This window comes from Streptomyces rhizosphaerihabitans (assembly GCF_025399795.1).
Lineage (GTDB): Bacteria > Actinomycetota > Actinomycetes > Streptomycetales > Streptomycetaceae > Streptomyces > Streptomyces rhizosphaerihabitans.
Genome location: NZ_JAODTZ010000019.1, coordinates 41,901 through 65,641 on the forward strand (window position 1 = coordinate 41,901; position 23,741 = coordinate 65,641).

Annotated in this window: 17 protein-coding genes; 2 read left to right on the forward strand and 15 right to left on the reverse strand. The window is 71.3% G+C overall.

Going from position 1 to position 23,741, the window contains the following annotated elements:
- Positions 1 to 4 precede the first annotated feature (4 nt).
- The 3 genes from N4G66_RS20380 to N4G66_RS20390 all read right to left on the reverse strand — a co-directional run bounded on the left by N4G66_RS20380 (position 5) and on the right by N4G66_RS20390 (position 6,597).
- Positions 5 to 1,861: an acetolactate synthase large subunit gene (locus N4G66_RS20380; protein ID WP_261705561.1), complete on the reverse strand. Its 1,857-nt coding sequence runs from the start codon at positions 1,859 to 1,861 to the stop codon at positions 5 to 7.
- Between the two features lie 227 nt (positions 1,862 to 2,088).
- A complete protein-coding gene (locus tag N4G66_RS20385; protein WP_261705562.1) occupies positions 2,089 to 5,436 on the reverse strand; it encodes an EAL domain-containing protein in 3,348 nt (1,115 codons plus the stop codon).
- A 219-nt stretch (positions 5,437 to 5,655) separates the two neighbouring features.
- On the reverse strand, positions 5,656 to 6,597 hold the full coding sequence (locus N4G66_RS20390; RefSeq protein ID WP_261705563.1) for a 2-hydroxyacid dehydrogenase: 942 nt from the start codon (positions 6,595 to 6,597) through the stop codon (positions 5,656 to 5,658).
- Positions 6,598 to 6,673: 76 nt separating this feature from the next.
- Between N4G66_RS20390 and N4G66_RS20395 the strand changes: the two genes are divergently transcribed.
- Together N4G66_RS20395 and N4G66_RS20400 are read left to right on the forward strand one after the other, a co-directional pair.
- A complete protein-coding gene (locus N4G66_RS20395) occupies positions 6,674 to 7,681 on the forward strand; it encodes an aldo/keto reductase (protein WP_261705564.1) in 1,008 nt (335 codons plus the stop codon).
- A gap of 103 nt (positions 7,682 to 7,784) precedes the next feature.
- Positions 7,785 to 8,957: a PQQ-dependent sugar dehydrogenase gene (locus tag N4G66_RS20400; RefSeq protein WP_261705565.1), complete on the forward strand. Its 1,173-nt coding sequence runs from the start codon at positions 7,785 to 7,787 to the stop codon at positions 8,955 to 8,957.
- 12 nt (positions 8,958 to 8,969) lie between these two features.
- Here N4G66_RS20400 and N4G66_RS20405 read toward each other — a convergent pair whose 3' ends face one another.
- The 12 genes from N4G66_RS20405 to N4G66_RS20460 form a co-directional block, all read right to left on the reverse strand.
- Positions 8,970 to 9,293: a DUF6191 domain-containing protein gene (locus N4G66_RS20405; protein ID WP_391858840.1), complete on the reverse strand. Its 324-nt coding sequence runs from the start codon at positions 9,291 to 9,293 to the stop codon at positions 8,970 to 8,972.
- 46 nt (positions 9,294 to 9,339) lie between these two features.
- A complete protein-coding gene (locus N4G66_RS20410) occupies positions 9,340 to 12,423 on the reverse strand; it encodes a helix-turn-helix transcriptional regulator (protein ID WP_261705567.1) in 3,084 nt (1,027 codons plus the stop codon).
- Between the two features lie 167 nt (positions 12,424 to 12,590).
- On the reverse strand, positions 12,591 to 12,788 hold the full coding sequence (locus N4G66_RS20415; protein WP_261705568.1) for a hypothetical protein: 198 nt from the start codon (positions 12,786 to 12,788) through the stop codon (positions 12,591 to 12,593).
- A gap of 175 nt (positions 12,789 to 12,963) precedes the next feature.
- Positions 12,964 to 13,575 carry a hypothetical protein gene (locus N4G66_RS20420; protein WP_261705569.1) on the reverse strand — a complete coding sequence of 204 codons (612 nt, stop codon included), beginning with the start codon at positions 13,573 to 13,575 and terminating at the stop codon, positions 12,964 to 12,966.
- 35 nt (positions 13,576 to 13,610) lie between these two features.
- Entirely contained in the window at positions 13,611 to 14,186 is a 576-nt protein-coding gene (locus N4G66_RS20425; protein ID WP_261705570.1) for a GNAT family N-acetyltransferase, read from the reverse strand.
- The gene (locus N4G66_RS20430) at positions 14,164 to 16,458 is read right to left on the reverse strand and encodes an MMPL family transporter (protein WP_261705571.1); all 2,295 of its coding nucleotides are present in this window, start codon (positions 16,456 to 16,458) and stop codon (positions 14,164 to 14,166) included. The genes N4G66_RS20425 and N4G66_RS20430 overlap by 23 nt, the downstream gene beginning before the upstream one ends.
- A 203-nt stretch (positions 16,459 to 16,661) precedes the next feature.
- Entirely contained in the window at positions 16,662 to 17,330 is a 669-nt protein-coding gene (locus tag N4G66_RS45925) for a hypothetical protein (protein WP_391858841.1), read from the reverse strand.
- Positions 17,331 to 17,429: 99 nt separating this feature from the next.
- On the reverse strand, positions 17,430 to 18,944 hold the full coding sequence (gene gatB, locus N4G66_RS20440) for an Asp-tRNA(Asn)/Glu-tRNA(Gln) amidotransferase subunit GatB (RefSeq protein ID WP_261705572.1): 1,515 nt from the start codon (positions 18,942 to 18,944) through the stop codon (positions 17,430 to 17,432).
- A gap of 16 nt (positions 18,945 to 18,960) precedes the next feature.
- Positions 18,961 to 19,191: a hypothetical protein gene (locus N4G66_RS20445; RefSeq protein ID WP_389086236.1), complete on the reverse strand. Its 231-nt coding sequence runs from the start codon at positions 19,189 to 19,191 to the stop codon at positions 18,961 to 18,963.
- Between the two features lie 8 nt (positions 19,192 to 19,199).
- Positions 19,200 to 20,705 carry an Asp-tRNA(Asn)/Glu-tRNA(Gln) amidotransferase subunit GatA gene (gene gatA / locus N4G66_RS20450; protein WP_261705574.1) on the reverse strand — a complete coding sequence of 502 codons (1,506 nt, stop codon included), beginning with the start codon at positions 20,703 to 20,705 and terminating at the stop codon, positions 19,200 to 19,202.
- A gap of 5 nt (positions 20,706 to 20,710) precedes the next feature.
- Positions 20,711 to 21,007 carry an Asp-tRNA(Asn)/Glu-tRNA(Gln) amidotransferase subunit GatC gene (gatC, locus tag N4G66_RS20455; protein ID WP_261705575.1) on the reverse strand — a complete coding sequence of 99 codons (297 nt, stop codon included), beginning with the start codon at positions 21,005 to 21,007 and terminating at the stop codon, positions 20,711 to 20,713.
- Between the two features lie 365 nt (positions 21,008 to 21,372).
- Entirely contained in the window at positions 21,373 to 23,613 is a 2,241-nt protein-coding gene (locus tag N4G66_RS20460) for a putative bifunctional diguanylate cyclase/phosphodiesterase (RefSeq protein WP_261705576.1), read from the reverse strand.
- Between the last annotated feature and the right edge of the window lie 128 nt (positions 23,614 to 23,741).

The window sequence follows — 23,741 nt, forward strand, 5'->3', positions numbered from 1 at the left end:
TCTCTCAGTCGTCTTCGTTGTCGCCGAAGTCGGGGCGGACGTCCCGGGCGAACATGACCTCGTCGTTGGAGGTGCCGGCGGCGACCATCGGCCACACCATCGCGTCCTCGTGGACGATGAAGTCGACCACGACCGGGCGGTCGTTGATCGAGTTCGCCTCCTCGATCACCTTGTCGAGGTCCTCCGGGGACTCGCAGCGGATGGCGTAGCAGCCCATGGCCTCCGACAGCTTCACGAAGTCGGGGACGCGGGTGCCGGCGCTCGGCTGCTTGCCGTCGGCGTCCGGGCCGCTGTGCAGCACGGTGTTGGAGTAGCGCTGGTTGTAGAAGAGGGTCTGCCACTGGCGGACCATCCCGAGGGCACCGTTGTTGATGATGGCGACCTTGATCGGGATGTTGTTCAGGGCGCAGGTGGTGAGTTCCTGATTGGTCATCTGGAAGCAGCCGTCGCCGTCGACCGCCCAGACCGTGCGGTCCGGCCGGCCCGCCTTGGCACCCATCGCGGCCGGGACCGCGTAGCCCATCGTTCCGGCGCCGCCGGAGTTCAGCCAGGTCGAGGGCCGCTCGTACTGGATGTAGTGCGCGGCCCACATCTGGTGCTGGCCGACGCCCGCCGCGAAGATCGTGCCTTCCGGGGCGAGCTGTCCGATGCGCTCGATGACCTGCTGCGGGGAGAGCGAGCCGTTGTCCGGCTGCTCGTAGCCGAGCGGGTAGGTCTCGCGCCAGCGGTTGAGGTCGTTCCACCATGCGGTGTAGTCGCCGGTGATCCCCTCGCTGTGCTCCTTCTGCACCGCCTGCACCAGGTCGGCGATGACCTCGCGGGCGTCTCCGACGATCGGCACGTCGGCAGCGCGGTTCTTGCCGATCTCGGCCGGGTCGATGTCGGCGTGGACGATCTTGGCGAACGGGGCGAAGCTGTCCAGCTTGCCGGTGACGCGGTCGTCGAAGCGGGCTCCGAGGGCGACGATCAGGTCGGCCTTCTGCAGCGCGGTGACGGCGGTGACCGAACCGTGCATGCCCGGCATTCCCACGTGCAGCGGGTGGCTGTCGGGGAATGCGCCGAGCGCCATCAGGGTGGTGGTGACGGGCGCTCCGGTGAGTTCCGCGAGGACCTTCAGCTCGGCGGTGGCGTTCGCCTTGAGGACGCCGCCGCCGACGTACAGCACGGGCCGCTTGGCCTGGGTGAGCAGTTTGGCGGCCTCGCGGATCTGCTTGGCGTGCGGCTTGGTCACCGGACGGTAGCCGGGCAGGTCCATGGCGGGCGGCCACTGGAAGGTGGTCCGCGCCTGGAGGGCGTCCTTGGCGATGTCGACGAGGACCGGGCCGGGCCGGCCGGTGGAGGCGATGTGGAAGGCCTCCGCGATCGTCCGCGGGATGTCCTCGGCCTTGGTGACCAGGAAGTTGTGCTTGGTGATCGGCATGGTGATGCCGACGATGTCCGCCTCCTGGAAGGCGTCCGTGCCGATCGCCTTGGACGCGACCTGCCCGGTGATCGCCACGAGCGGCACCGAGTCCATGTGCGCGTCGGCGATCGGCGTGACCAGGTTGGTCGCGCCGGGTCCGCTGGTCGCCATGCAGACGCCGACCTTGCCGGTGGCCTGCGCGTAGCCGGTGGCCGCGTGGCCGGCACCCTGCTCGTGGCGCACGAGCACGTGCCGCACCCGGCGGGAGTCCATCAGCGGGTCGTAGGCCGGAAGGATCGCACCGCCGGGGATGCCGAATACGGTCTCGGCCCCGACCTCCTCGAGCGAGCGGATGAGGGACTGCGCACCCGTGACGTGCTCGGGGGCGGACTGGTGTCCTCCGGAACGGGGCCGCGGCTGCGGATGGTGGGCCCCGGTGGCCTGCTCGGTCATCGGCATTCTCTTCTCGATGCTGAGGGTTTTTGCGTCTTTTGTGCGATGTACGACTGGTGCCTGTGCAACAAAAAACCCCTCGTGCCGTGAGGCAAGCGAGGGGAGCGCGCCGGGTTCGGTCGCTGGGTGTTCCGGATATTTCCGGTGACCACCCAGCTTCAGCCGACGCGCTTTCCAAGTACGAGAATTCGGGTGCGCATGGCATTGACCCTCCCCCCGGCACGCACCGACTGTCAAGTGGGTGGGACGGGAGTCTCATTATGTGAGCGGAGGGCTGTTCCGCCCCCCAGGACAATGGGCACACCACTCGTATACACCCCCGAGCCGCCGCCACCGGCGAACACGGGCTCGACAGGTCCGTCGGGCACCGGATAGTGGCCGGAAGAGAGCGCTCTGCGCAGCCGGTACTCGTCCAGCGGCCCGGAGAACGCCATGCCCTGCCCATGGGTGCAGCCCATCGCGCGCAGGGCGACGACCTGCTCCGGAAGATCCACCCCGTCGGCCACGGACTGCAGCCCCAGATCGCCGGCGATCCGCAGCAGCCCGCTGGTGATCTTGTGCAGCCGGGCGGACTCGACGACTCCCTCGACCAGGCTCCTGTCGAGTCGCAGTACGTCGACGGGAAGCCGCCTCAGCGCCGTGATCGCCGCGTAGCCGCTGCCGAAGCCGTCCAGGGCGATCCGCACCCCGAGACGTCTGAGCGCGTTCAGCCGGCGCTCCAGCTCGTCCAGGGGGACGCGCGGATCGGTGTCGGACAGCTCGACGATCAGACCGCCCGAGGCCAGCCCGTGCCGGGTGAGCAGGGACTCCACGGAGCCCAGCGGCATCGAGCGGTCCAGCAGGCGCCGGGCGGTCATCCGGACCGCGACCGGCACCGCGACGCCCGCGGCGGTGCGCTCGGCGGCCTGCTCGACGGCCTCGTCGAGCATCCAGCGGCCCAGTTCGGCGGTCCGTTCGCTGTCCTCGGCCACCCGCAGGAACTCGGCCGGTGTGAAAAGCACCCCCTGCGAGGAACGCCAGCGCGCCTGTGCGGTGACCGAGGCGATCCGGCCGTTCTCCAGCGACACCACGGGCTGGTGCAACAGGGCGAACTCGCCGTCCTGGAGCGCGGAGCGCAGCCGGGTCGCCAGCTCCGCCTTGCGGACCACGTCCTGCTGCATCTGGGGCGCGTACAGCTCGACGCGGCCCTTTCCGGCCGCCTTCGCGCGGTACATGGCGAGGTCGGCGTTGCGCAGCAGCTCCCCGGCGCCCAGTCCGGGTTCGGCGAAGCCGACGCCGATGGACGCGGCGACCCGGACATCGTTGCCGTCGATGCAGTAGGGCTGCGAGAGCCTGATCCGCAGACGGTCGGCGAGCTCCAGTATCTGCTGCTCACGGGCGGTGCGGTCGCGGCCTCCGTCGCCGACGATGAGGGCCGCGAACTCGTCCCCGCCCAGCCGTGCGGCGGTGTCGCCGTGCCGGACGGAATCCTGGAGTCTGCGGGCGGCCTGGACGAGCAGCTCGTCGCCGGCCTGGTGTCCGATCGTGTCGTTGACGGCCTTGAAGCCGTCGAGGTCGATGAAGAGGACGGCGGTGCCCCGGTCCGAGGAGCGGCGCCCGGACAGAGCCTGCTGGACGCGCCGGGTGAACAGCGCGCGGTTGGGCAGGTCGGTGAGCGGATCGTGCTCGGCATTGTGCTGCAACTGGGCCTGGAGCCGCACGCGTTCGGTGACGTCACGGCTGTTGAAGATGAGGCCGCCGTGGTGCCTGTTGACGGTGGACTCCACGTTGAGCCAGCCGCCGTCGCCGGACCGGAACCGGCACTCGATGCGGGTGGTGGGCTCCTCGGCGTGGCTGGCCGCGAGGAAACGCCGCACTTCGTGGACCACGCAGCCGAGGTCCTCGGGGTGGATGAGGGAAGCGAGCTCGGAGCCGACGAGCTCCTCGGCGTCGCGGCCGTAGACCCCGGCGGCGGCGGGGCTGACGTATCTCAGGATGCCGTTCGGTGCGGCGATCATGATGACGTCGCTGGAACCCTGCACCAGGGAGCGGAAGTGGTTCTCCTTCTGGGCCAGCTCCTGGGTGAGGGTGATGTTGTCGAGCAGCATGATGCCCTGGCGCACCACGAGGGCGAGCACGACGAGGCCGGCGGTGACGAGCACCACGCGGTCCACATTGCGTCCGTTCAGAATGTTGTAGAGGATCCCCAAAGTGCAGACGGCGGCGGCCAGATAGGGCGTCAGCGCGGCCAGCGACCCGGTGATCGGACGTGTCGCCGGGTAGCGGCCCTGTCCGGGTCCCTGGGGGTTCGCGTGCGCGTGTCCGCCCTGCTGTCGCTCGTGCCGGTGCTCCGGCTCCCCCTGCCGCCCCGGGGATTCGTGGGACCCGGGGCCCTCCGGCGAGGCCGCCGGTGATCCGTACGGCGGGTGGGCCTCCTGTGATCCGTACGGCACACGGCTTCCCGGGGGTCCGTGCTGTCCTTCCCTGCGCTGCCCCGGGATGCGCTCGTGCACCACGCGCGCGTGCTCCTCCGGGCCCTGTCCGTCCGGGCCGCGCCGATCCGGACCGTGCTGCTGGTCCGGGCCGCGCTCGTCGGTGTCGTACTCGTCGATGTCGTGCCCGTCGGTGTCGTGTCCGTGCCGGGTGACGACCCAGGGGGCGTACGCGAGGAGCAGCGAGCCGGCGAACCAGCCCGCGTCCAGGAGCTGACCCGAGTGGTAGCTGTTGTGCAGGAGGGGCGAGGTGAACAGGGCGTCGCACATCACGGTCAGGGCGAGCGCCCCGATCGCGGTGTTCACCGCGGACCTGTTCACCGACGAGCGCCTGAAGTGCAACGCGAGAACCATGCTGACGAGCGCGATGTCCAGCAGCGGGTACGCGAGCGACAGCGCGGTGTGCGCGACGCTCGGCCCGTCGAACTTCGCGGCCTGGGCGAGCGCCAGGCTCCAGGACAGGGTGAGCAGCGATCCGCCGATCAGCCAGGCGTCCAGCGCGAGACACACCCAGCCCGCCTTGGTGACGGGCCGCTTGGCCAGCACCAGCAGTCCGACGATGGCGGGCGGCGCGAAGCAGAGGAAGAAGAGATCGGCGTAGCTCGGGGTGGGAACGGGGCGGTCGAGGGCGACCTCGTACCACCCCCAGACCAGGTTCCCGAGCGAGGCCATGGCCGAGGAGAGCGCGAACAGCAGCCACGCGGGTCGAAAGCGGCTGCGGCGGCTACGGGCGTACAGGAAGCAGGAGACCGCGGCGGTGCCCGCCGAGACGCTCAGTCCGAAGTCGCCCATGACCAACGCGAGACTCGTGGAGCCCCAGCCGAGCGCGGAACCGACGGCGTATCCCGCGCACACCAGGGCCAGCACGAGTTGCGAGAACAGGCCCGTCCCGCCGTCGAAGACCGTCCGACGGGTCAGCAGCACCCCTGGGGAGCTCACCGGGCCCACCCGGTCCGTGACCCGGGGTCCCGCTGATCCCGGTGTGCCGGGTGCGCATGCCTCCGGCGGCCTCCGTGCCTGCGGTGGTGATGGCCGCCGTGGCCGCGGCTGTGCGTGGCCGCGCGCCAGGGTCGTCGGCGGCGGCCCCGCCGCGTCGGATCGTTGGTCCATAGGCCGTGCATCGCCCGTCGCCCCCCTCGCAGTCTCAATGTCCGTCCCCGGCGCCGAACGGTGCGCGGCGCAGCCCCTGTCGGGACGATACACCAGTGTCGTCACTCAGGGACATAGTTCCTCTACGCTCCGTAACTACCAGGGACTATGCCGACACTGCCCGCGTTCGGGGAACTGCGGAGGGTGCCCGAAGCGGACTCGGAGCGAACGGGGAGTTGCTCAGGTGCCGGTGGTAAGGACCACGTTGCGCAGCGGCTCCCGGTTCACGAAAAGGGTGAGCTGATCCGCCAGCAGCCGCTTGGCACGCGGCCAGAACGCCGAGGTGGGCCCGCCGACATGGGGGCTGATGAGCACACCGGGCGCATGCCACAGCGGGTGCCCCGGGGGCAGCGGTTCGGGGTCGGTGACGTCGAGGGCGGCGGTGAGGCGGCCGCTCTCCAGCTCGGTGAGCAGCGCCGAGGTGTCGACGACGGGGCCGCGGGCCACGTTCACCAGGAGCGCGCCGTCCTTCATCCGGGACAGGAAGTCGGCGTTCACCAGGCCGCGGGTGGTGGCCGTGAGGGGCGTGGACAGCACGACGATGTCGGATTCGGGGAGCAGCGAGGGCAGTTCGGTGAGGGGGCGCACGGGACCGCGCGCCGTGGCACGGGAGGAGCGTGCGACGCGTGCAACCCGCGCGAGCTCGAACGGCGCGAGCCTGTCCTCGATGGCGGACCCGATCGACCCGTACCCCACGATGAGGACGGACTTGTCGGCCAGCGAGGGGCGGAAGCCCGAGGTCCACTCCTGCTTGTCCTGGCTCCGCACGAAGTCGGGGATGCCGCGCAGCGAGGCGAGGATCAGGGCGAGGGTGAGCTCCGCCGTGCTCGCCTCGTGCACTCCGCGGGCGTTGCACAACACCACGCCGGGGGGAAGGGACTTGAGGCTCGGCAGGACGTGGTCGACGCCGGCGGAGAGCGTCTGCACGACCCGGACCGACGTCATTTCGGACATCGGCCGCCGCGATACGGCGGGCGGCTTCATGTAGGGCACGACATAGAACGCGCAGTCGGCCGGATTCGCGGGAAAGTCCCGGCCGCCGTCCCAGAAGCGGTAGTTGAGGCCCTCGGGGAGTCCGTCGATCTCGTCGGCGTGAAAGGGAAGCCAGACATCGGAAGTCATGGTCAGGAGGTTATGCCAGGCGCCCATGCGCGCAGAGGTTAGGTTGGGGGGCCAATCGAGGGAGGATCACGGCCAGGTGGAGCGCAGAACGATCGGGGCCGCGGCGCTCGATGTGGGGGCGGTCGGGCTCGGATGCATGCCGATGAGCTGGGCTTACACCGGGTCGCAACAGCGCGGCGAGGAGTCGCTGCGCGCGGTGAACGCGGCCCTCGACCGGGGTTCGACGCTGCTCGACACGGCCGACATGTACGGCCCCTTCACCAATGAGCTGCTCGTCGGACGGATACTCAGGGAGCGGCGCTCCGAGGCCTTCGTGTCGACCAAGGTCGGCCTGCTGGTGGGCGATCAGCACATCGTGGCCAACGGCCGCCCCGGCTATGTGAAGCGGGCGTGCGACGCGTCGCTGCGCCGGCTCCAGACGGATGTGATCGATCTCTATCAGCTGCACCGCGCGGACCCGGAAGTGCCGGTGGAGGAGACCTGGGGCGCGATGGCCGAGCTCGTCTCGGCCGGAAAGGTGCGCTCGCTCGGGCTGTGCGCGGTGGGTGCCCGGTCCGCCCGCCGGGCGGGCGCGCGGTTGCACGACGGAACGATCCGGCAACTGGAGCGGGTGCAGCAGGTCTTCCCGGTGAGTACCGTGCAGGCCGAGCTGTCGGTGTGGTCGACGGAGGCGCTGGACGCGCTGCTGCCGTGGTGCGCGGCGCGCGGGGTCGGGTTCCTCGCCGCGATGCCGCTCGGCAACGGCTTCCTGACCGGCACGCTGACCCCCGGCGAGGGCTTCGAGCCCGACGACCTGCGGGCCCGCCATCCGCGCTTCACCGCCGAGATGATGGCCTCGAACCAGCCCGTCGTGGTCGGTCTGCGGCGCATCGCGCGGCGGCACGGGGGCGGCGGCCGTCCCGTCACGCCCGCGCAGGTGGCACTGGCGTGGGTGCTGGCGCAGGGTCCGCACGTGGTCCCGGTGCCGGGGGCCAAGCGCGAGCGCTGGGTGACCGAGAACGCGGGGGCGGCCGGGCTGCGGCTGACAGCGGAGGATCTGGCCGAGGTGGCGGGGCTGCCGGGGGCGCTGGGATCCTGGGACTGAGCGGCACTTCCGGATCTCGGTGCGGATTGCCCGTCCGTGATCGGGAACCCGTGGAACGCGAGCGGTGTATGAACAGGAGGACCGCCGCGTCGAAGGGACACTGATGGTGCAAGTACGAGCAGTGACAGTCGTGTTGGCCACGGCCGCGCTTCTGGGGACCGCCGGCTGCTCCTCCGGAGGCGGAGGGGGCTCGGCCGGTCCGCGCACGCTCCCGGGCTCCGGGAGTACGGCGCCGCACGCGTCGTCCTCCCGGAGCGCCGCCCCCGAGGAGACACCGCCGGCGAAGGGCTCGGTGAAGGTCCTGCGCACCGTCACCGAGGATCTCGACACTCCCTGGGGTCTGGCACCGCTGCCCGGGGGCGGGCTGCTGGTCTCCTCGCGGGACAAGGGGACGATCACCCGCATCGACGAGAAGACCGGCAAGAAGACGTTGCTGGGTGAGGTCCCCGGGGTGGCCCCGGCCGGCGAGGGCGGTCTCCTGGGGATCGCGCTCTCCCCCGGCTACGCCTCCGACCACATGATCTACGCGTACCTGACCACGGCGTCCGACAATCGCATCGTCCGCATGCTGTACGACGAGCGGAAGCCGTCCGACGAACAACTGGGCGCACCGGACACGATCTTCAAGGGGATCCCCAAGGGCGTGATCCACAACGGCGGCCGGATCGCGTTCGGTCCGGACAGGATGCTGTACGCGGGCGCGGGCGAGACGGGTGACCGGGGCCTGGCCCAGGACAAGAAGTCGCTGGGCGGGAAAATCCTGCGGATGACGCCGGAGGGCGAGCCCGCGCCGGGCAATCCGTTCCCCGACTCGGTCGTGTACTCGTACGGGCACCGCAATGTCCAGGGCCTCGCCTGGGACGACAAACAGCGGCTGTGGGCCTCGGAATTCGGCCAGGACACCTGGGACGAGCTGAACCAGATCAAGCCGGGCGACAACTACGGCTGGCCGGTGGTGGAAGGGATCAGCGACAACACCAAGTACCACAACCCGATCGCCCAGTGGCACACCGACGAGGCCTCCCCGAGCGGGATCGCCTACGCCGGGGGGTCCATATGGATGGCGTCCCTCAAGGGCCAGCGCCTGTGGCGCGTCCCGTTGAACGGCACCAAGGCGTCCGCGGCGCCCGAGGCCTTCCTGAAGGGCACGTACGGCCGTCTCCGCACGGTCGTCTCCGCCGGCGGCGACAAGCTCTGGCTGACCACGAGCGAGACGGACGGCCGCGGCACCCCCGTGAAGGGCGACGACCGGCTCCTGGAGCTGGAGGTGAAGTAGGGAGGCGGGGGGCTAAGGGGCCCGCGCGGACTCCGGGTCCGGTTCAGGACCCGGCCGGCCCTCGGGCTGGTCCTCAGGTCGGCTCTCGGGCTGATCCTCGGGCCGGTGCTCGGGCTGATCCTCGGGCCGGTGCTCAGGACTGATCCTCGGCCCGCTCTCGGGCCGGTCCTCCGGCCCGCGCTCCTGCCGTGGCACCCGTACGACCACCTTGCCCGAGGTCAGGTCTATCGGGCCGCGGCCCGGGTCGCCGTCGTTCAGGTCGACGCGGGTCAGTTCCAGTCGCTTGCGTTCGTCGTCGGTGTGCTTGCGCCCTGGTGCGAAAAGCTCCTCGAACATGTTGAACACGGCGCTCCTTCGGCCCGGATCCCTCGCGGCGTGGCCCTCAGCCGGCCGCTCGGGCGGCCGGGGCCTCCGGCGGGAAGAGCCGCAGTCTGTGGGCCACTGCCGCCGCCTCCCCCCGTCCTGAGACGTCCAGCTTGGCCAGAATGTTCGATACGTGGACGCTGGCCGTCTTCGGGGAGATGAAGAGTTCCTCGGCGATCTGGCGGTTGCTGCGGCCAACGGCGACGAGACGCAGGACGTCGCGCTCGCGGCTGGTGAGGCCGAGCGCGGCCGCGGGGTCGGCGGGAGCGGTCCGGGACCGTTCGGGGACGTGCTCCAGGGTGAGGCGGGCGCGCTGGGCGAGCAGGGCGACGGCGTCGGAGAGGGGGCGGGCGCCGAGATGGTCGGCGGTGGCGCGGGCCAGCCGGAGGAGTTCCGTGGCGCGGGCGCGCTCGTCGTCGTCCGTGCCCGTGAGCAGCAGGGCCTCGGCGAGGCGGAGGCGGACCCGGGCGAGGTCGTAGGGGCGCTCCAGGGGTTCGAGGGCCGCGAGCACCTCGAACCACTGCTCCGGGGTGCTCGCGCCGTCGGCCCGCTGGAGTTCGGCGCGGACCCAGTCGGCGTGGGCGAGCCAGATGGGCGCTCCGGTCGCCAGGGTCTTCGCGGCCGTACGGATGTGTTCCAGGGTCGGGGCGCGGCCTGGTTCGGCGACGGGCAGGCCGCGGGCATCGGCCTCCGCGGTCGCGGCGGCCAGCAGCAGGGGCCAGGCATAACGCTGGGTGCCGGGCGGAAAGCCCGCTTCCAGGGCCTGTTCCAGGACGGCGCGGGCGTCGAGGAAGCGGCCCTCGCCGGCGGCGATGCCGATGGTGGTGCACACCAGCGGCAGGGAATGCTGGGGCATCGGGTCGTGGGTGCCGAAGTGACCTCGGGCGGCGGCCAGTTGGCGTCCCGCCTCGATGAGGTCACCGCGGGCGAGGGCGACGGGAGCGAGGCGGGACGCGCCCACGCCGGAGGCCTTGCCGCCGAGTCCGATGGCCAGGGCGTTGCGCGCGGCTTCGGCGGCCTCGTCCCACCGGCCGAGTGCGTACAGCGACTCGGACAGATTTCCCCACACCCAGGCCTGGGTGTCCAACAGGCCGTTCCCGCAGGCGAGTTCGATGCCCTCGCGCAGGATCGTGACGGCCTCGCGGGAGCGGCCGACGGATTCCAGATGGGAGGGCAGGTTGATGTGCAGACGGCCGACGACATAGGCGGCGCCCTGTCGGTTCGCCCGCTCCCTGACCCCGTACATCTCCGCGAGCCCGGCCTCGACGTCCCCCGCGTCGACCATCAGGCCGCCGAGGGTGAGCCGGGCGTTCAGCTCCGTGTCCCGGGCGCCCACCATGTGCGCGTACTCCACGGCGCGTTCGGCCGCGGAGAGGGCGCCGTGGCCCGGCTGGTGCACCATGCACCAGGCGGCGACCATGGACAGGACCTCGGCGTGCACCTGGGAGGGCGGCAGACCGCGCACCAGGTCCTGGGCGGTGGCGAGTTCCTTCCAGCCGTCACCGCGGACCTGTGCCTGGACGAGCCGGGAGCGCTGGATCCAGAACCACGCGGCGCGCAGCGGGTCGCCCTCGTCCTCCAGGAGGTGCAGCGCCCGCTTGGTCGTCTTCAGGGCGCGCTCGCGCTCACCGCACAGCCGGCCGGCGACGGCGGCCTCGGCCATCAGGTCGAGGTATCGCAGGGGTGTGGTCGCGGGGCCGCAGCCGCCGGGGGTCCCCCCGTGCACTTCGGGCAGTGGGGGTGGATAGGCCTCCACGTAGTCGATGGGGCGCAGTTCGGCCCGTACGGCGTCGGGGACCGCCTCCCACAGTTCCATCGCCCGTTCCAGGAGCCGCAGTTGCTCGGAGTGGGCGTGCCGGCGGCGGGCCTCGACCGAGGCGTCGAGGACGGCGGGCAGGGCCTTGGCGGCGTCATGGGCGTGGTACCAGTAGCTGGCCAGGCGGGTGACGCGCTCGTCGGCCGGTACGAGTGCCGGGTCGGCCTCCAGGGCCTCGGCGTAGCGGCGGTTGAAGCGGGAGCGCTCGCCGGGCAGCAGGTCGTCGCTGACGGCCTCGCGGACCAGGGAGTGGCGGAAGCGGTAGCCGTCGCCGCCGGGCGAGGCGATCAGGATGTTCGCGCCGACGCAGGCGCGCAGGGCCTCGATGAGGTCGTCCTCGGCGAGCTGTGCCACGGCGGCGAGCAGCGGGTACTCGAGGGTGCTGCCGCCCTCGGCGACGATCCGGGCGACCCGCTGGGCGCTCTCCGGCAGTCCCTCGACGCGGACGAGGAGCAGGTCGCGCAGCGTGTCCGTGAGTCCTGTGCGACAGCCTTCGCGGGCGGCCACGGCGAGTTCCTCGACGAAGAACGCGTTGCCGTCGGAGCGGGCGAAGATCTCGTCGACCTGGGCGGTGTCGGGTTCACGGGCGAGGATCCCGGCGATCTGGCGGCCGACCTCGACCCGGCTGAAGCGGCCCAGTTCGATGCGGCGGACCGTGCGGAGGCGGTCGAGCTCGGCGAGCAGCGGGCGCAGCGGGTGGCGGCGGTGGATGTCGTCGGCGCGGTAGGTGGCGATCACGACGAGGCGGCCGCTGCGCAGCGTACGGAAGAGATAGGCGAGCAGATGGCGGGTCGAGGCGTCGGCCCAGTGCAGGTCTTCGAGGACGACGACGACCGTGCGGTCCGCGGCGACGCGCTCCAGGAGTCGGGCGGTGAGCTCGAAGAGGCGGGCCATGCCGTCCTCCTCGTACTGCCGTCCCCGGGGTGTCTGCGCGAGTTCGGGGAGCAGTCGGGCGAGTTCCTCCTCCTGTCCGGCGGCCGCGGCGGCGAGCTCGTCGGGCAGGGTGCGGCGCAGGGCGCGCAGGGCGGTGGAGAACGGTGCGAAGGGGAGGCCGTCCGCGCCGATCTCGACGCAGCCGCCACAGGCGACGACGGCACCCTCGCGGGCGGCGGCGGTGCCGAACTCCTCCAGGAAGCGGGTCTTCCCGACGCCGGCCTCGCCGCCGAGCAGCAACGCCTGCGGCTCCCCCGCGGCGGCGCGGGCGAGCGCTTCGTTCAGCACCCCCAGTTCGTCGGCGCGTCCGACGAACACCGGGCTGACGGACCTGGTCTCCACGGGCCCGAGCATGGCACAGGGGTCCGACAGGGCGGCAGCGGTTATCGGGACGGCGGGCAGTGCCCCGTCCGTCGGCGGGCCGCCGACGGACGGGAGACGGCCGACCGCCGTACGGCCGCGTTCCCGCACACCCTGTGGACGGCCTGGTGTCGAGCGGCCGTCCACAGGAGCCCCGGCGCTCATACGGCTCGGGCGAACCGGTGCCGGCGGGGACGGTCGCTATGGGACTGCCCCTCCGTGTCGTCCTGTGCGGACCGGTGGGCGGCCTCGCGGCGGGCGGCCCGGCGGCCGCTCGCGGCCTCCTTGGCGAGCCGGTAGGTCTGGGCCCTGCGGATCAGTTCCGCGGACCGGGTCTGATGAAGGTCGTACTCGAACATCTCGTACCCCTGGTGAAGAGTCGGTTTCGGCCTCGCTTGTTCGCGATGCCTCAACCCTCGTCTCCCAGGGGGGTGCGCCACATCGGGAGAGTTCCGCATCTTGGGAACGCGAAGGGCCTTAGGGCGGCGGTCGGTTTCCCGCGCCGGCCCTAAGGCCCCTCAGAGTTGTCGGGGTTCAGCCGGCGGAGGGCAGTCCGAGGATGACGTCGGAGTACTTGGCGACCGCGAGCACCAGTCCGACGACGCCGAGCGAGACGCCCGCCCAGGCGACGGACTTGATCCAGGCGGCCTGCGGCTTGCCGGGGGCGCCGAACGCGGGCCGGACCAGCACGACGACGCCGACGATCAGCGCGGCCAGCGCGAAGAGGCCGCCGATCAGCGCGGTGGTCGCCCAGGCATCGCCGTAGACCTCCTTGACCTGCGTGGCGACGCTCGCGTTCGACGAGGTCTGGAGCTGGAGCTGGCCGTCCAGGGACTCGCGGGCGGCGGCCACGGTGGCGACCCAGCTGCCGGTCAGCGAGACCACGCCGAGTCCGGCGGACACCACGGCGGCGGCACCCTGGCCGACACCGGTGTCCTGTCCCGCGTCGGCGGAGTCGGTGCCGTCCGCGAGGTCCTCGTCGGCCTCGTCCGGCTCCTCGACGTCGGCCGCGTTCCCGGCGGCCTCGGTCTCGTTGTCCGTGGACGCCTCGGCCTTGTCGGTCTTGGTGACGTCCACCGTCTGCTCGTCGCGCTTCGCCTCGGTACCGGTCTCGGCCCCGGCCTCGTCAACTGTCTTGGTTCCCATGAAGCGCACCGTACGGACGCTGTCTGAGAAGTTCCTTAATGGTCTCTGTGGGCGCCGTCCGCGCGTGCGGCACGCCACTCGGACGCGAGTACGGACCACACCTCGAGGTCGTGCCGGACCCCGCGATGGGGGTGCTTCTCCCGGAGTACCCCGTCCCGGCTCAGTCCCAGCCGCCGGGCCACGTTCAGGCTCGGGACGTTGCCCGCCGCGGCGACCCACTCCACGCGCTGGATGCCGCGCTCCTCGACCGCCCAGTCGATGAGGATCCTCATCGCCCGGGTGACCAGACCCCGCCCGGAAGCGGCGGGTTCCAGCCAGCAGCCGACCTCGCAGTTGCCCTGTTCCGCGTCGAAGTTCAGGAAGAGGACCCCGCCCACGAGCTTCCCCTCCAGCCACAGGCCGTGCAGGGAGCCCGTACCGGCGGCGCGCATGTCGGCGTACCTCTGCAGGTGCGCCCGCGCGGACGGCACGTCCGTGGACTTGGACCCGAAGGGGATGAACCGCCCGATGAACTCGCGCCCCCGGTCCAGGTGCGCGAGGAACTCCTCGGCGTGCCACGGCTCCAGAGGCCGCAGTTCCGCTCCGTCGTCACCCAGAGGTATCGCGTACATCCCGCTCCTTCGTCAGTACGTCCGTCACCTCGGCGTCCGCTGCCGCGCGGCCCAGTACGTCCGCAGCCTCTGCGTCCGTGGCCTCGGCCAGCCTCTCATGGGCGGCCCGGCACTCGGGCGGCTCGATGCTGATGCGCGGCAGCCTCCGGTCGAGCCAGCGGGGCAGCCACCAGTTGGCATCGCCGAGCAGGTGCATGAGGGCGGGGACGAGGAGCGTCCGCAGGATGAAGGCGTCCAGGGCGACGGCGGCGGCGAGGGCGATGCCGAACATCGCGATGACGCGGTCGCCGCTGAGCACGAAGGCGAGGAAGACCGAGATCATGATGACGGCGGCGGAGTTGATCACCCGGCTGGTCTCGGCGAGGCCGACCCGGACGGCGCGCCGGTTGTCACCGGTCTCCAGCCACTCCTCGTACATCCGGCTGACCAGGAAGACCTGGTAGTCCATGGAGAGCCCGAAGAGCACCGACACCATGATCACGGGCAGGAAGGGCTCGATGGGACCCGCGGCTCCGAGGCCGAGCAGTTCACTCCCCCAGCCCCACTGGAAGATCGCGACGACGACCCCGAAGGCGGCGGCGACGGCGGCGACGTTCATGACCGCGGCCTTGAGCGGGATGCCGATCGAACGGAACGCGAGCAGCAGCAGGACGCAGCCGAGGCTGATCACGACGCCGACGAAGAGCGGGAGCTTGCCGACGATGACGTCCGCGAAGTCGTCGTAGCTCGCCGTCACACCGCCGACCTGCACATCGAGGGAGGTGCCCGACTCGGCGCGCGGCAGGACGTCGGTGCGCAGCCGGTCGACGAGGTCGCTGGTCTTCTGGGACTGGGGCGCGGAGGCCGGGACGACGGTGAGGAAGGCGGTGTCACCGGCGCCGTTGTACGTCACCGGGGTCGCCGAGGCGACACCCGCCGTGGACTGCAGCGTGGCGTCCAGGTTGTCCAGGGCGAGCCTGTCCTCGGCGCCGCCGACCTTGGTGACGAGGGTCAGGGGCCCGTTCACGCCGGGACCGAAGCCCTCTCCGATGAGGTCGTACGCCTGCCGGGTGGTCGTCGCCTTCGGGTCGTTGCCCTGGTCGGAGGTGCCCAGGTGGAGCGAGAACGTCGGCAGTGCCAGCAGGGCCATCACGACGACGGCCACGGCGCCGAGCAGCTTGGGGTGGCGTTCCACGAAGGCGGACCAGCGGGCGGCGAACCCGGTGGCCATCTCCGGCTCGGGCCCGTGCTCCTCCAGTCGCCGCCGCTCGCGGCGGCTCAGTGCGCGTGGGCCGATGAGGGAGAGCAGCGCGGGCAGCAGGGTCACGGAGGCCGCGACGGTGAGGACGACGGTCAGGGAGGCGGCGATGGCGACGCCGTTGAGGAAGCTGAGCCTCAGGATGAGCATGCCGAGCAGGGCGATGCAGACGGTGGCGCCGGCGAAGACGACCGCGCGTCCGGTGGTGGCGACGGCGTTCTGCGCCGCCTCGGCCACCGGCAGCCCGCGTTTGAGGCCGCGCCGGTGTCTGGTCACGATGAAGAGCGCGTAGTCGATACCGACGCCGAGGCCCACCAGCATGCCGAGCATGGGGGCGAAGTCGGCGACGGTCATGGCGTGCCCGAGAAGCACGATGCCGAAGTACGCCGTGCCCACGCCGACCAGGGCGGTGGCGATGGGCAGCATGGAGGCGGCCAGCGAGCCGAAGGCGAGGAAGAGGACCACGGCGGCGACGGCCACGCCGACGATCTCGGCGAGGTGCCCGCCGGACGGTTTGGTGAGGGCGATGGCGGTGCCGCCCAGCTCGACGTCGAGTCCCTTGGTCTCGGCCGCCTTCGCGGCGCCGACGACGGCCTGGACCTCGCCCTTGTCGAGGTTCTCGGCGCGGTCGGCGAAGGTGATGGTCGCGTACGCCGTCCGGCCGTCCGGGCTGATCCGGCTGTCCGAGTTGATCCGGCCCGGCCCCTGGTGCGCGTACGGGCTGTCGACGGAGGCCACTCCGGGGAGCTTCTCGATCTTGTCCAGGGCGCTGGTCATCGACTGTTCGACGTCGGCGGAGCGCACGGTGCCCGAGCCGGTGTGCCAGACGACGGTGTCGCTGTCGCCGCCGAGGCCCCGGAAGCCGGTGTTCAGGAGCTGTGTCGCGTGGCCCGATTCGGTGCCGGGGACCTCGTAGTCGTTCGAGTACGCGGAACCCGTCACGGCAGCGGCGGCGGTCACGCCGCCGAAGGCCAGAAGCCAGAGCAGAACGGCGACGAGGCGATGCTGGACACACCAACGTGCGAGGGCTGCCACGAACGAGCTCCCTGGGGATATATGGATCTTTATCGGGAACTGCCCGCAAAGAACGCATGACTAATGCGTCATCACTCTTACAGCCGCAAATGATCCTTTGTCCCATTCGTGGGCTTACTCACAGGGCTGCGACGCACGTCACAGGGCATTCCCGGTGACTCTGCCGCCCCGCTCGTCGTCGCTGCAGCCCTGCCCGCCGTCGCTCAGTCGAGCTGGTCGCCCACGGCCATGACCATCACGCCGACGATCATCAGCCACAGCGCCCGCCGGGTGCGGCCCTTGGCGCCGAGCGCCGACGCGCCGGCGCACAGGACGGCCCCCGAGGCGTAGGAGAGGGGTATGAGGGCGGTCGTGGAGCCGCTGGAGCGCATCGCCGACGCGGCGAGCCCTGCGACGGTCAGCAGGACTCCCGTCCCTACCGCGGTCCAGCGGGCCCGGCACACGTCCGGGTCCTGAACCTCGCCGTCGGGATCCTCCGCGTGCTGGTCCTCGGCCGGGTTCTGAACCTCGGCCGGGTCCTCGTCGTCCGGGTCCTCCGCGTGCTGGTCCTCGCTGCCCGGGTCCTTCGGGTTCCGGTCCTCGCGGTCGCCCGTCTCGCGGCCCTGGATTTCTTCGCCTTGAACCTCTTGGTCCTGAACCTCGCGGGCGGGTGTCTCGCAGGCGGGTGTCTCGCGGCCCTGCTCCGCCTGGTCGTGAACCTCCGGGGCCTGATCCCCGCGGCCCTGCTCCTCCGGAGCCTGAATCTCCAGGTCCTGAACCTCGCGGGCGCGTGTCTCGCGGGCGTGCTCCTCTTGGTCCTGAACCCCGCCGTCACGCGTCTCGCGGTCGTGCGTTCTGTGTTCGTGCGTCTCGGAGTCGGTGCTTCCACTCATGGCGCGGGAGCGTAGCGCGTTGACCTGAGCACGCCGACACAGACCCCAGGGGGCGCGTCGATCGCGACGCACCCCCTGGGATGTGGGAAAACCCGGATCTCAGCCTTCGCCGACGCCCAGCTTCTCCAGGATGAGCTCCTTGACGCGCGCCGCGTCGGCCTGGCCGCGGGTGGCCTTCATGACCGCGCCGACGAGCGCGCCGACGGCCTGGACCTTGCCGCCGCGGATCTTGTCGGCGATGCCCGGGTTCCCGGCGATCGCCTCGTCGACGGCGGCGGTCAGCGCGCCCTCGTCCGAGACGACCTTCAGACCGCGCTTGTCGACGACCTCGTCCGGGGTGCCCTCGCCGGCGAGGACGCCTTCGATGACCTGACGGGCGAGCTTGTCGTTCAGATCACCGGAGGTGACCAGCTCGGCCACCCGGGCGACCTGCGCCGGGGTGATCGGCAGATCCTCCAGTGCCTTGCCCGACTCGTTGGCGCTGCGCGCCAGCTCGCCCATCCACCACTTGCGGGCGGAGGCGGAGTCGGCACCGGCCTCGATCGTCGCGACGATCGAGTCGATCGCGCCGGCGTTGAGCATCGACTGCATGTCGTGGGCGTTGACTCCCCACTCCTCGCGCAGCCGGTTGCGGCGGGCCAGCGGCTGCTCGGGCAGCGTGGCGCGCAGCTCCTCGACCCAGTCACGGGACGGGGCGACGGGGACGAGGTCGGGCTCCGGGAAGTACCGGTAGTCCTCGGCCTCCTCCTTCACGCGGCCCGAGGTCGTGGACCCGGTGTCCTCGTGGAAGTGGCGGGTCTCCTGGATGATCGTGCCGCCGGAGTTCAGCACCGCTGCGTGGCGCTGGATCTCGAAGCGGGCGGCACGCTCGACGGAACGCAGGGAGTTGACGTTCTTCGTCTCGGAGCGCGTGCCGAACTTGTCGCGGCCGTGCGGGCGCAGCGAGAGGTTCACGTCGCAGCGCATCTGGCCCTGCTCCATACGGGCCTCGGAGACACCGAGCGCCTTGATGAGCTCGCGCAGCTCGGCGACGTACGCCTTGGCGACCTCGGGGGCCCGCTCGCCCGCGCCCTCGATCGGCTTGGTGACGATCTCGATGAGCGGGATGCCTGCCCGGTTGTAGTCGAGCAGCGAGTGGGACGCGCCGTGGATACGGCCGGTGGCGCCGCCGACGTGCAGCGACTTGCCGGTGTCCTCCTCCATGTGGGCGCGCTCGATCTGCACGCGGAAGATTTCGCCGTCCTCCAGCTGGACGTCCAGATAGCCGTTGAAGGCGATCGGCTCGTCGTACTGGGAGGTCTGGAAGTTCTTCGGCATGTCCGGATAGAAGTAGTTCTTCCGGGCGAAGCGGCACCACTCGGCGATCTCGCAGTGCAGCGCGAGGCCGATCTTGATGGCGGACTCGACACCGGTCGCGTTGACGACCGGGAGGGCGCCGGGCATGCCGAGGCAGGTCGGGCAGGTCTGCGAGTTGGGCTCGGCGCCCAGCTCGGTCGAACAGCCGCAGAACATCTTCGTCTTGGTGCCGAGTTCGACATGGACTTCGAGGCCCATGACGGGGTCGTACGTAGCGAGTGCGTCCTCGTACGACACCAGGTCGGTCGTGGTGGTCACGGTGAAAACTTCCCTCTCAGCCCAGCAGGACGTCGTCGTCGCCCAGGCGCTTGAGCTCCCGGTAGAGGATGGCGAGGCCTGTGACGATGGCGGCGGCGGACACGGCCGCGTCGATGAGGCGCAGCGTGTCGTGTTCTTGGCGGGCCTTCTTGACCTGCTTCGCGACACCGAAGGCACCGAACGCCGTGCCGGCGATGGACAGATACGTGCCGGACTTGGACTTCTTGAAGCCCTTGGCCTTGGACATTGCCTTGCTCACAGCGACGGAGCCTCCTCAAGCAGCGGGTGCCCCCACTTTTCCACGAAGGCGGCCTCGACGGCGGCGCCGACCTTGTAAAGGCGGTCGTCCTTCAGCGCCGGGGCGATGATCTGCAGACCGACCGGGAGGTTGTCCTCCGGGGCGAGACCGCAGGGCAGCGACATGGCGGAGTTGCCGGCCAGGTTGGTCGGGATGGTGCACAGGTCCGCGAGGTACATCGCCATCGGGTCGTCGGCGCGCTCGCCGATCGGGAAGGCGGTGGTGGGCGTGGTCGGGGAGACGATCACGTCGACCTGCTCGAACGCCTTCTCGAAGTCGCGCGTGATGAGCGTACGGACCTTCTGGGCGCTGCCGTAGTACGCGTCGTAGTAGCCGGAGCTGAGCGCGTACGTGCCGAGGATGATGCGGCGCTTGACCTCGGGGCCGAAGCCGGCCTCACGGGTGAGGGCGGTGACCTCCTCGGCGGAGCGCGTGCCGTCGTCACCCGTACGGAGGCCGTAGCGCAGGCCGTCGAAGCGGGCGAGGTTGCTGGAGCACTCGGACGGGGCGATCAGGTAGTACGCGGAGAGCGCCAGGTCGAAGGACGGGCAGTCCAGTTCGACGATCTCGGCGCCCAGTCCCCTCAGCAGCTCGACGGCCTCGTCGAAGCGCTGCACGACACCGGCCTGGTAGCCCTCGCCGCGGAACTGCTTGACGACACCGACACGCATGCCCGTCACGCTGCCGTTGCGGGCGGCCTCGACGACCGGCGGGACCGGGGCGTCGATGGAGGTCGAGTCGAGCGGGTCGTGCCCGGCGATGACCTCGTGCAGGAGGGCCGCGTCGAGGACCGTACGGGCGCAGGGGCCGCCCTGGTCGAGGGAGCTGGAGAACGCCACCATGCCGAAGCGGGAGACCGCGCCGTACGTCGGCTTGACGCCGACCGTGCCGGTGACGGCGGCCGGCTGGCGGATGGAACCGCCGGTGTCGGTGCCGATCGCGAGGGGCGCCTGGTAGGAGGCGAGGGCCGCGGAGGAGCCGCCGCCCGAGCCGCCGGGGATCCGGGTGAGGTCCCAGGGGTTGCCGGTCGGACCGTACGCGCTGTTCTCGGTGGAGGACCCCATGGCGAACTCGTCCATGTTGGTCTTGCCGAGGATGACGACGTCGGCGGCCTTCAGCTTCTTGGTGAGGGTCGCGTCGTACGGCGGGATCCAGCCTTCGAGGATCTTCGAGCCGACGGTGGTCGGGATCCCCTCGGTGGTGAAGATGTCCTTGAGCGCGAGCGGCACACCGGCGAGCGGGCCGAGCTTCTCGCCGGCCGCGCGCTTGGCGTCCACGGCACGCGCCTGGGCGAGGGCGCCCTCGCGGTCGACGTGCAGGAAGGCGTGCACCTTCTCGTCGACGGCCTCGATACGGGCGAGGTGGGCCTCGGTGACCTCGACGGCGGTCAGTTCGCCCGTCGCGATCTTCTCGGCGATCTCGGCCGCGGTGAGCTTGATGATGTTGACGTTGGTGTCCGTCATGGTGATTAGTCCTCCCCCAGGATCTGCGGCACCTTGAAACGCCGCTGCTCCTGGGCCGGGGCGCCGGAGAGCGCCTGCTCGGGGGTGAGCGACGGACGGACCTCGTCCACGCGCATGACGTTCGTCAGCGGCAGCGGATGAGAGGTCGGCGGTACGTCTTGGTCGGCGACCTCGCTGACGCGGGCGACCGCGCCGATGATGTCGTCGAGCTGGCCGGCGAAGTGGTCGAGCTCTTCGCCCTTCAGCTCCAGACGCGCCAGCCGTGCGAGGTGGGCGACCTCCTCGCGCGTGATGCCAGGCATGCAGCGATCCTCTGGGGTGAGTGTGTGTGGTTTGGCCCAATCCTATGGGGCCGGGCACCGTGCCCGCGCCCGGGTTTACTCCCGGCACGCTCCGGAACACACCCTGCGGGACGGTTGGCGCCCTGAAAGAGCACGGTCAACCACGTGACCGACCACGGACGGAGACCGTGAGCGGGGCGGGGCCAACGGTGGGCGGGGCCGGCGACGGGTGCAGCCCGCGGGCGGGCCGGTAACCCACGGCGGAACCGACGCCGACGGCGGGTCGGCCCCGCGGGAGAGCTGGGCCTGTCGGGTGAGGGTCACGGGTGGTGCGTGGGCGGGAGACATTCGGCCGGAGGCCGGAATGTCTCCCCCTGAAAAGGGGACTACTCCGCCGCGGGCAACGCGGCGCGGGGCCGCTGCCATCCCCGGGACCCCCGGGCCAGCAGCCACGCGGTGGCCTCGTCGGGCGGCATCGCCGCGGCGACCAGCCACCCCTGCACGGCGTCGCAGCCGAGATCCCGCAGCCGCTCCCACGTCTCGTCGTCCTCGACGCCCTCCGCCACGACGAGCAGACCCAGCGAATGCGCGAGGTCGACGGTGCAGCGCACGATCTCGGCGTCCTCGGTGTCCACGGCGAGCCGTGCGACGAACGAGCGGTCGATCTTCAGCTCGCTGACCGGGAGCCGGCGCAGATGGACGAGCGAGGAGTACCCGGTGCCGAAGTCGTCCAGCGACATCTTCACGCCGTGCGCGGTGAGAGCCGCGAGGGTGTCGGCGGCCCGCTGCGGGTCCTCCAGGAGCACGTGCTCCGTTATCTCCAGTTGGAGCGCTCCCGCGGGGACTCCGTGCCGGGCGAGGCGGGCGGCGACGGCGCCGGCGAACCCCGGCGTATGCACGTCGCGCGGCGACACGTTCACCGCGACCGGCACGTACAGGCCCTGGGCCCGCCAGCGCGCGACCTGCCCGAGGGCGGTCTCCAGGACGTACTCGGTGAGGTGGGGCATCAGCCCGGACGACTCGGCGATGGCGATGAACTCGTCCGGCGGTACCTTGCCGCGCTCGGGATGCACCCAGCGGACCAGTGCCTCCAGTCCGGCCACCTGTCCGTCGAAGCGGACCTTGGGCTGGTAGTGCAGTTCGACGTCGCCGGTGTCCAGGGCCCGGCGCAGGTCGCCCAGCAGACCCAGCCGGTCGGGAGTGTTGGAGTCCCGCTTCGACTCGTACACCTCCACACCCGTCCGGTCCCGCTTCGCCTGGTACATCGCGATGTCCGCCCGGCGCAGCAGCCCCTCCGCGTCGAGCGCGTGGTCGGGGAAGACGGCGAGCCCGGCGCTGGCCTCCAGGACGAGGGTGAGTCCGTCGAGGTCGAGCGGCGAACCGAGGGCGGCGACCAGATTGCGGGCGACCCGAGTGGCCGACGTGGTGGAGTCCGCGACCGGCAGTAAGACGGCGAACTCGTCACCGCCGAGCCGCGCGGCCTCCGCCCCGCGTGGCAGTGCGAGCCGCAGCCTGTCGGCTATCTGGAGGAGCAGCCGGTCACCGGCGAGATGCCCCAGGGTGTCGTTCACCGAACGGAAGCGGTCCAGGTCGATCAGCATCAGGGCGGAGCGTGCGCCGATACGCTCGGCGTCGTCCAGCGCGGTCCAGGTGCGCTCCAGCAGCCACTGACGGTTGGGCAGCCCGGTGAGCGGGTCGCGCAGTTGCTCCTCGGCCCGTGCGCGGGCTATCCACAGAGTGGAGTCGAGGGCGATCAGCGGGATCGAGAACAGGGGCAGCAGCATCGGCTGGGCCACCGCGACGACGCAGATCAGCGGCGCGATGCCGAGCAGCGCCACCGCGACGAGTCCCTGTCTCACCAGGGCCGTACGGGCGACGGTGGGCAGACCGCCGCCGCGCGGTGCGTTCAGGTACCAGAGCAGGGCGCGGGTGACCGCGAGGTAGGCGCCCGCCACCAGCACCACCTGAGGGGCGGCGTACAACGTCCAGGCCAAGGGGTCCCAGGGCGCCTCGACGCTCGGGAACCGTCCGAACGACGCGAGGACCAGGGCTCCGGCCCCGATGCCGAGGATGTCGACCGCGCCGTGCAGCACTCCTTGGCGCCAGCGGTTGCGGCGGGCGGTGCCGACCAGGACGACGACGGTCAGGCTGACCATGCCGGCGGCAACCCAGCCGTAGAGCAGCAGGACGGCGAGGGTGAGTGCCGCGCCGGAGCCGGTGCCGCCCCACCAGCGGGCACGGCCGAGCGCGACCAGGTGGCCGACGATGACGCCGGTCAGCAGTGCCAGCGACCAGCCGACTGCGCCGCACGGAAAGAGCGCGTGGTGACCGGTGAACGCCCGGTAGAAGCCCGCGCCCAGGACGAACGCGGCGGTGGCCACGACCACCGACGGCAGTGCGGGCCAGGACATGTGGCGTTCGGGATCGTGGCCGGGCAGGCCGGCGCCGCGCTCGGCGGTGAGACGGCCGACGCCGGGGACGACGGGGGCGGCGAGCGGTGCGGCGCCGAACCCGCTCGGGGCGGGGCGCCCCGAAGGCCGTCCCGTCCGCAGGCCTGCCAGCCATGTGCCGGTCATCCGGCGCAGGCGCAGCCGCGAGTCGGGAGCGGCGCTCTCGGTCGGTTCCATTCCCGTCCCTCTCACTGCCGGCGGTGCCCACGCCACGCGGTCCGTTGCCGGCGACAACTGCCAACGGCGCCGCGGCGGAAAGCCCTTCCCCCGGCTCGTGCGGAGCTGGGGATGCGCCAACCGCAGCC

Bases quoted from the DNA above. Each gene is read 5' to 3' on its own strand.
- gatC (WP_261705575.1), bottom strand. From the start codon at position 21,007: ATGCCTGGCATCACGCGCGAGGAGGTCGCCCACCTCGCACGGCTGGCG.
- N4G66_RS20380 (WP_261705561.1), bottom strand. From the start codon at position 1,861: ATGCCGATGACCGAGCAGGCCACCGGGGCCCACCATCCGCAGCCGCGG.
- N4G66_RS20460 (WP_261705576.1), bottom strand. From the start codon at position 23,613: ATGGAACCGACCGAGAGCGCCGCTCCCGACTCGCGGCTGCGCCTGCGC.
- N4G66_RS20420 (WP_261705569.1), bottom strand. From the start codon at position 13,575: ATGGGAACCAAGACAGTTGACGAGGCCGGGGCCGAGACCGGTACCGAG.
- N4G66_RS20415 (WP_261705568.1), bottom strand. From the start codon at position 12,788: ATGTTCGAGTACGACCTTCATCAGACCCGGTCCGCGGAACTGATCCGC.
- N4G66_RS20445 (WP_389086236.1), bottom strand. From the start codon at position 19,191: ATGTCCAAGGCCAAGGGCTTCAAGAAGTCCAAGTCCGGCACGTATCTG.
- N4G66_RS20385 (WP_261705562.1), bottom strand. From the start codon at position 5,436: ATGGACCAACGATCCGACGCGGCGGGGCCGCCGCCGACGACCCTGGCG.
- N4G66_RS20405 (WP_391858840.1), bottom strand. From the start codon at position 9,293: ATGTTCGAGGAGCTTTTCGCACCAGGGCGCAAGCACACCGACGACGAA.
- N4G66_RS20425 (WP_261705570.1), bottom strand. From the start codon at position 14,186: ATGTACGCGATACCTCTGGGTGACGACGGAGCGGAACTGCGGCCTCTG.
- gatA (WP_261705574.1), bottom strand. From the start codon at position 20,705: ATGACGGACACCAACGTCAACATCATCAAGCTCACCGCGGCCGAGATC.
- N4G66_RS20390 (WP_261705563.1), bottom strand. From the start codon at position 6,597: ATGACTTCCGATGTCTGGCTTCCCTTTCACGCCGACGAGATCGACGGA.
- N4G66_RS45925 (WP_391858841.1), bottom strand. From the start codon at position 17,330: ATGAGTGGAAGCACCGACTCCGAGACGCACGAACACAGAACGCACGAC.
- N4G66_RS20400 (WP_261705565.1), top strand. From the start codon at position 7,785: ATGGTGCAAGTACGAGCAGTGACAGTCGTGTTGGCCACGGCCGCGCTT.
- N4G66_RS20410 (WP_261705567.1), bottom strand. From the start codon at position 12,423: ATGCTCGGGCCCGTGGAGACCAGGTCCGTCAGCCCGGTGTTCGTCGGA.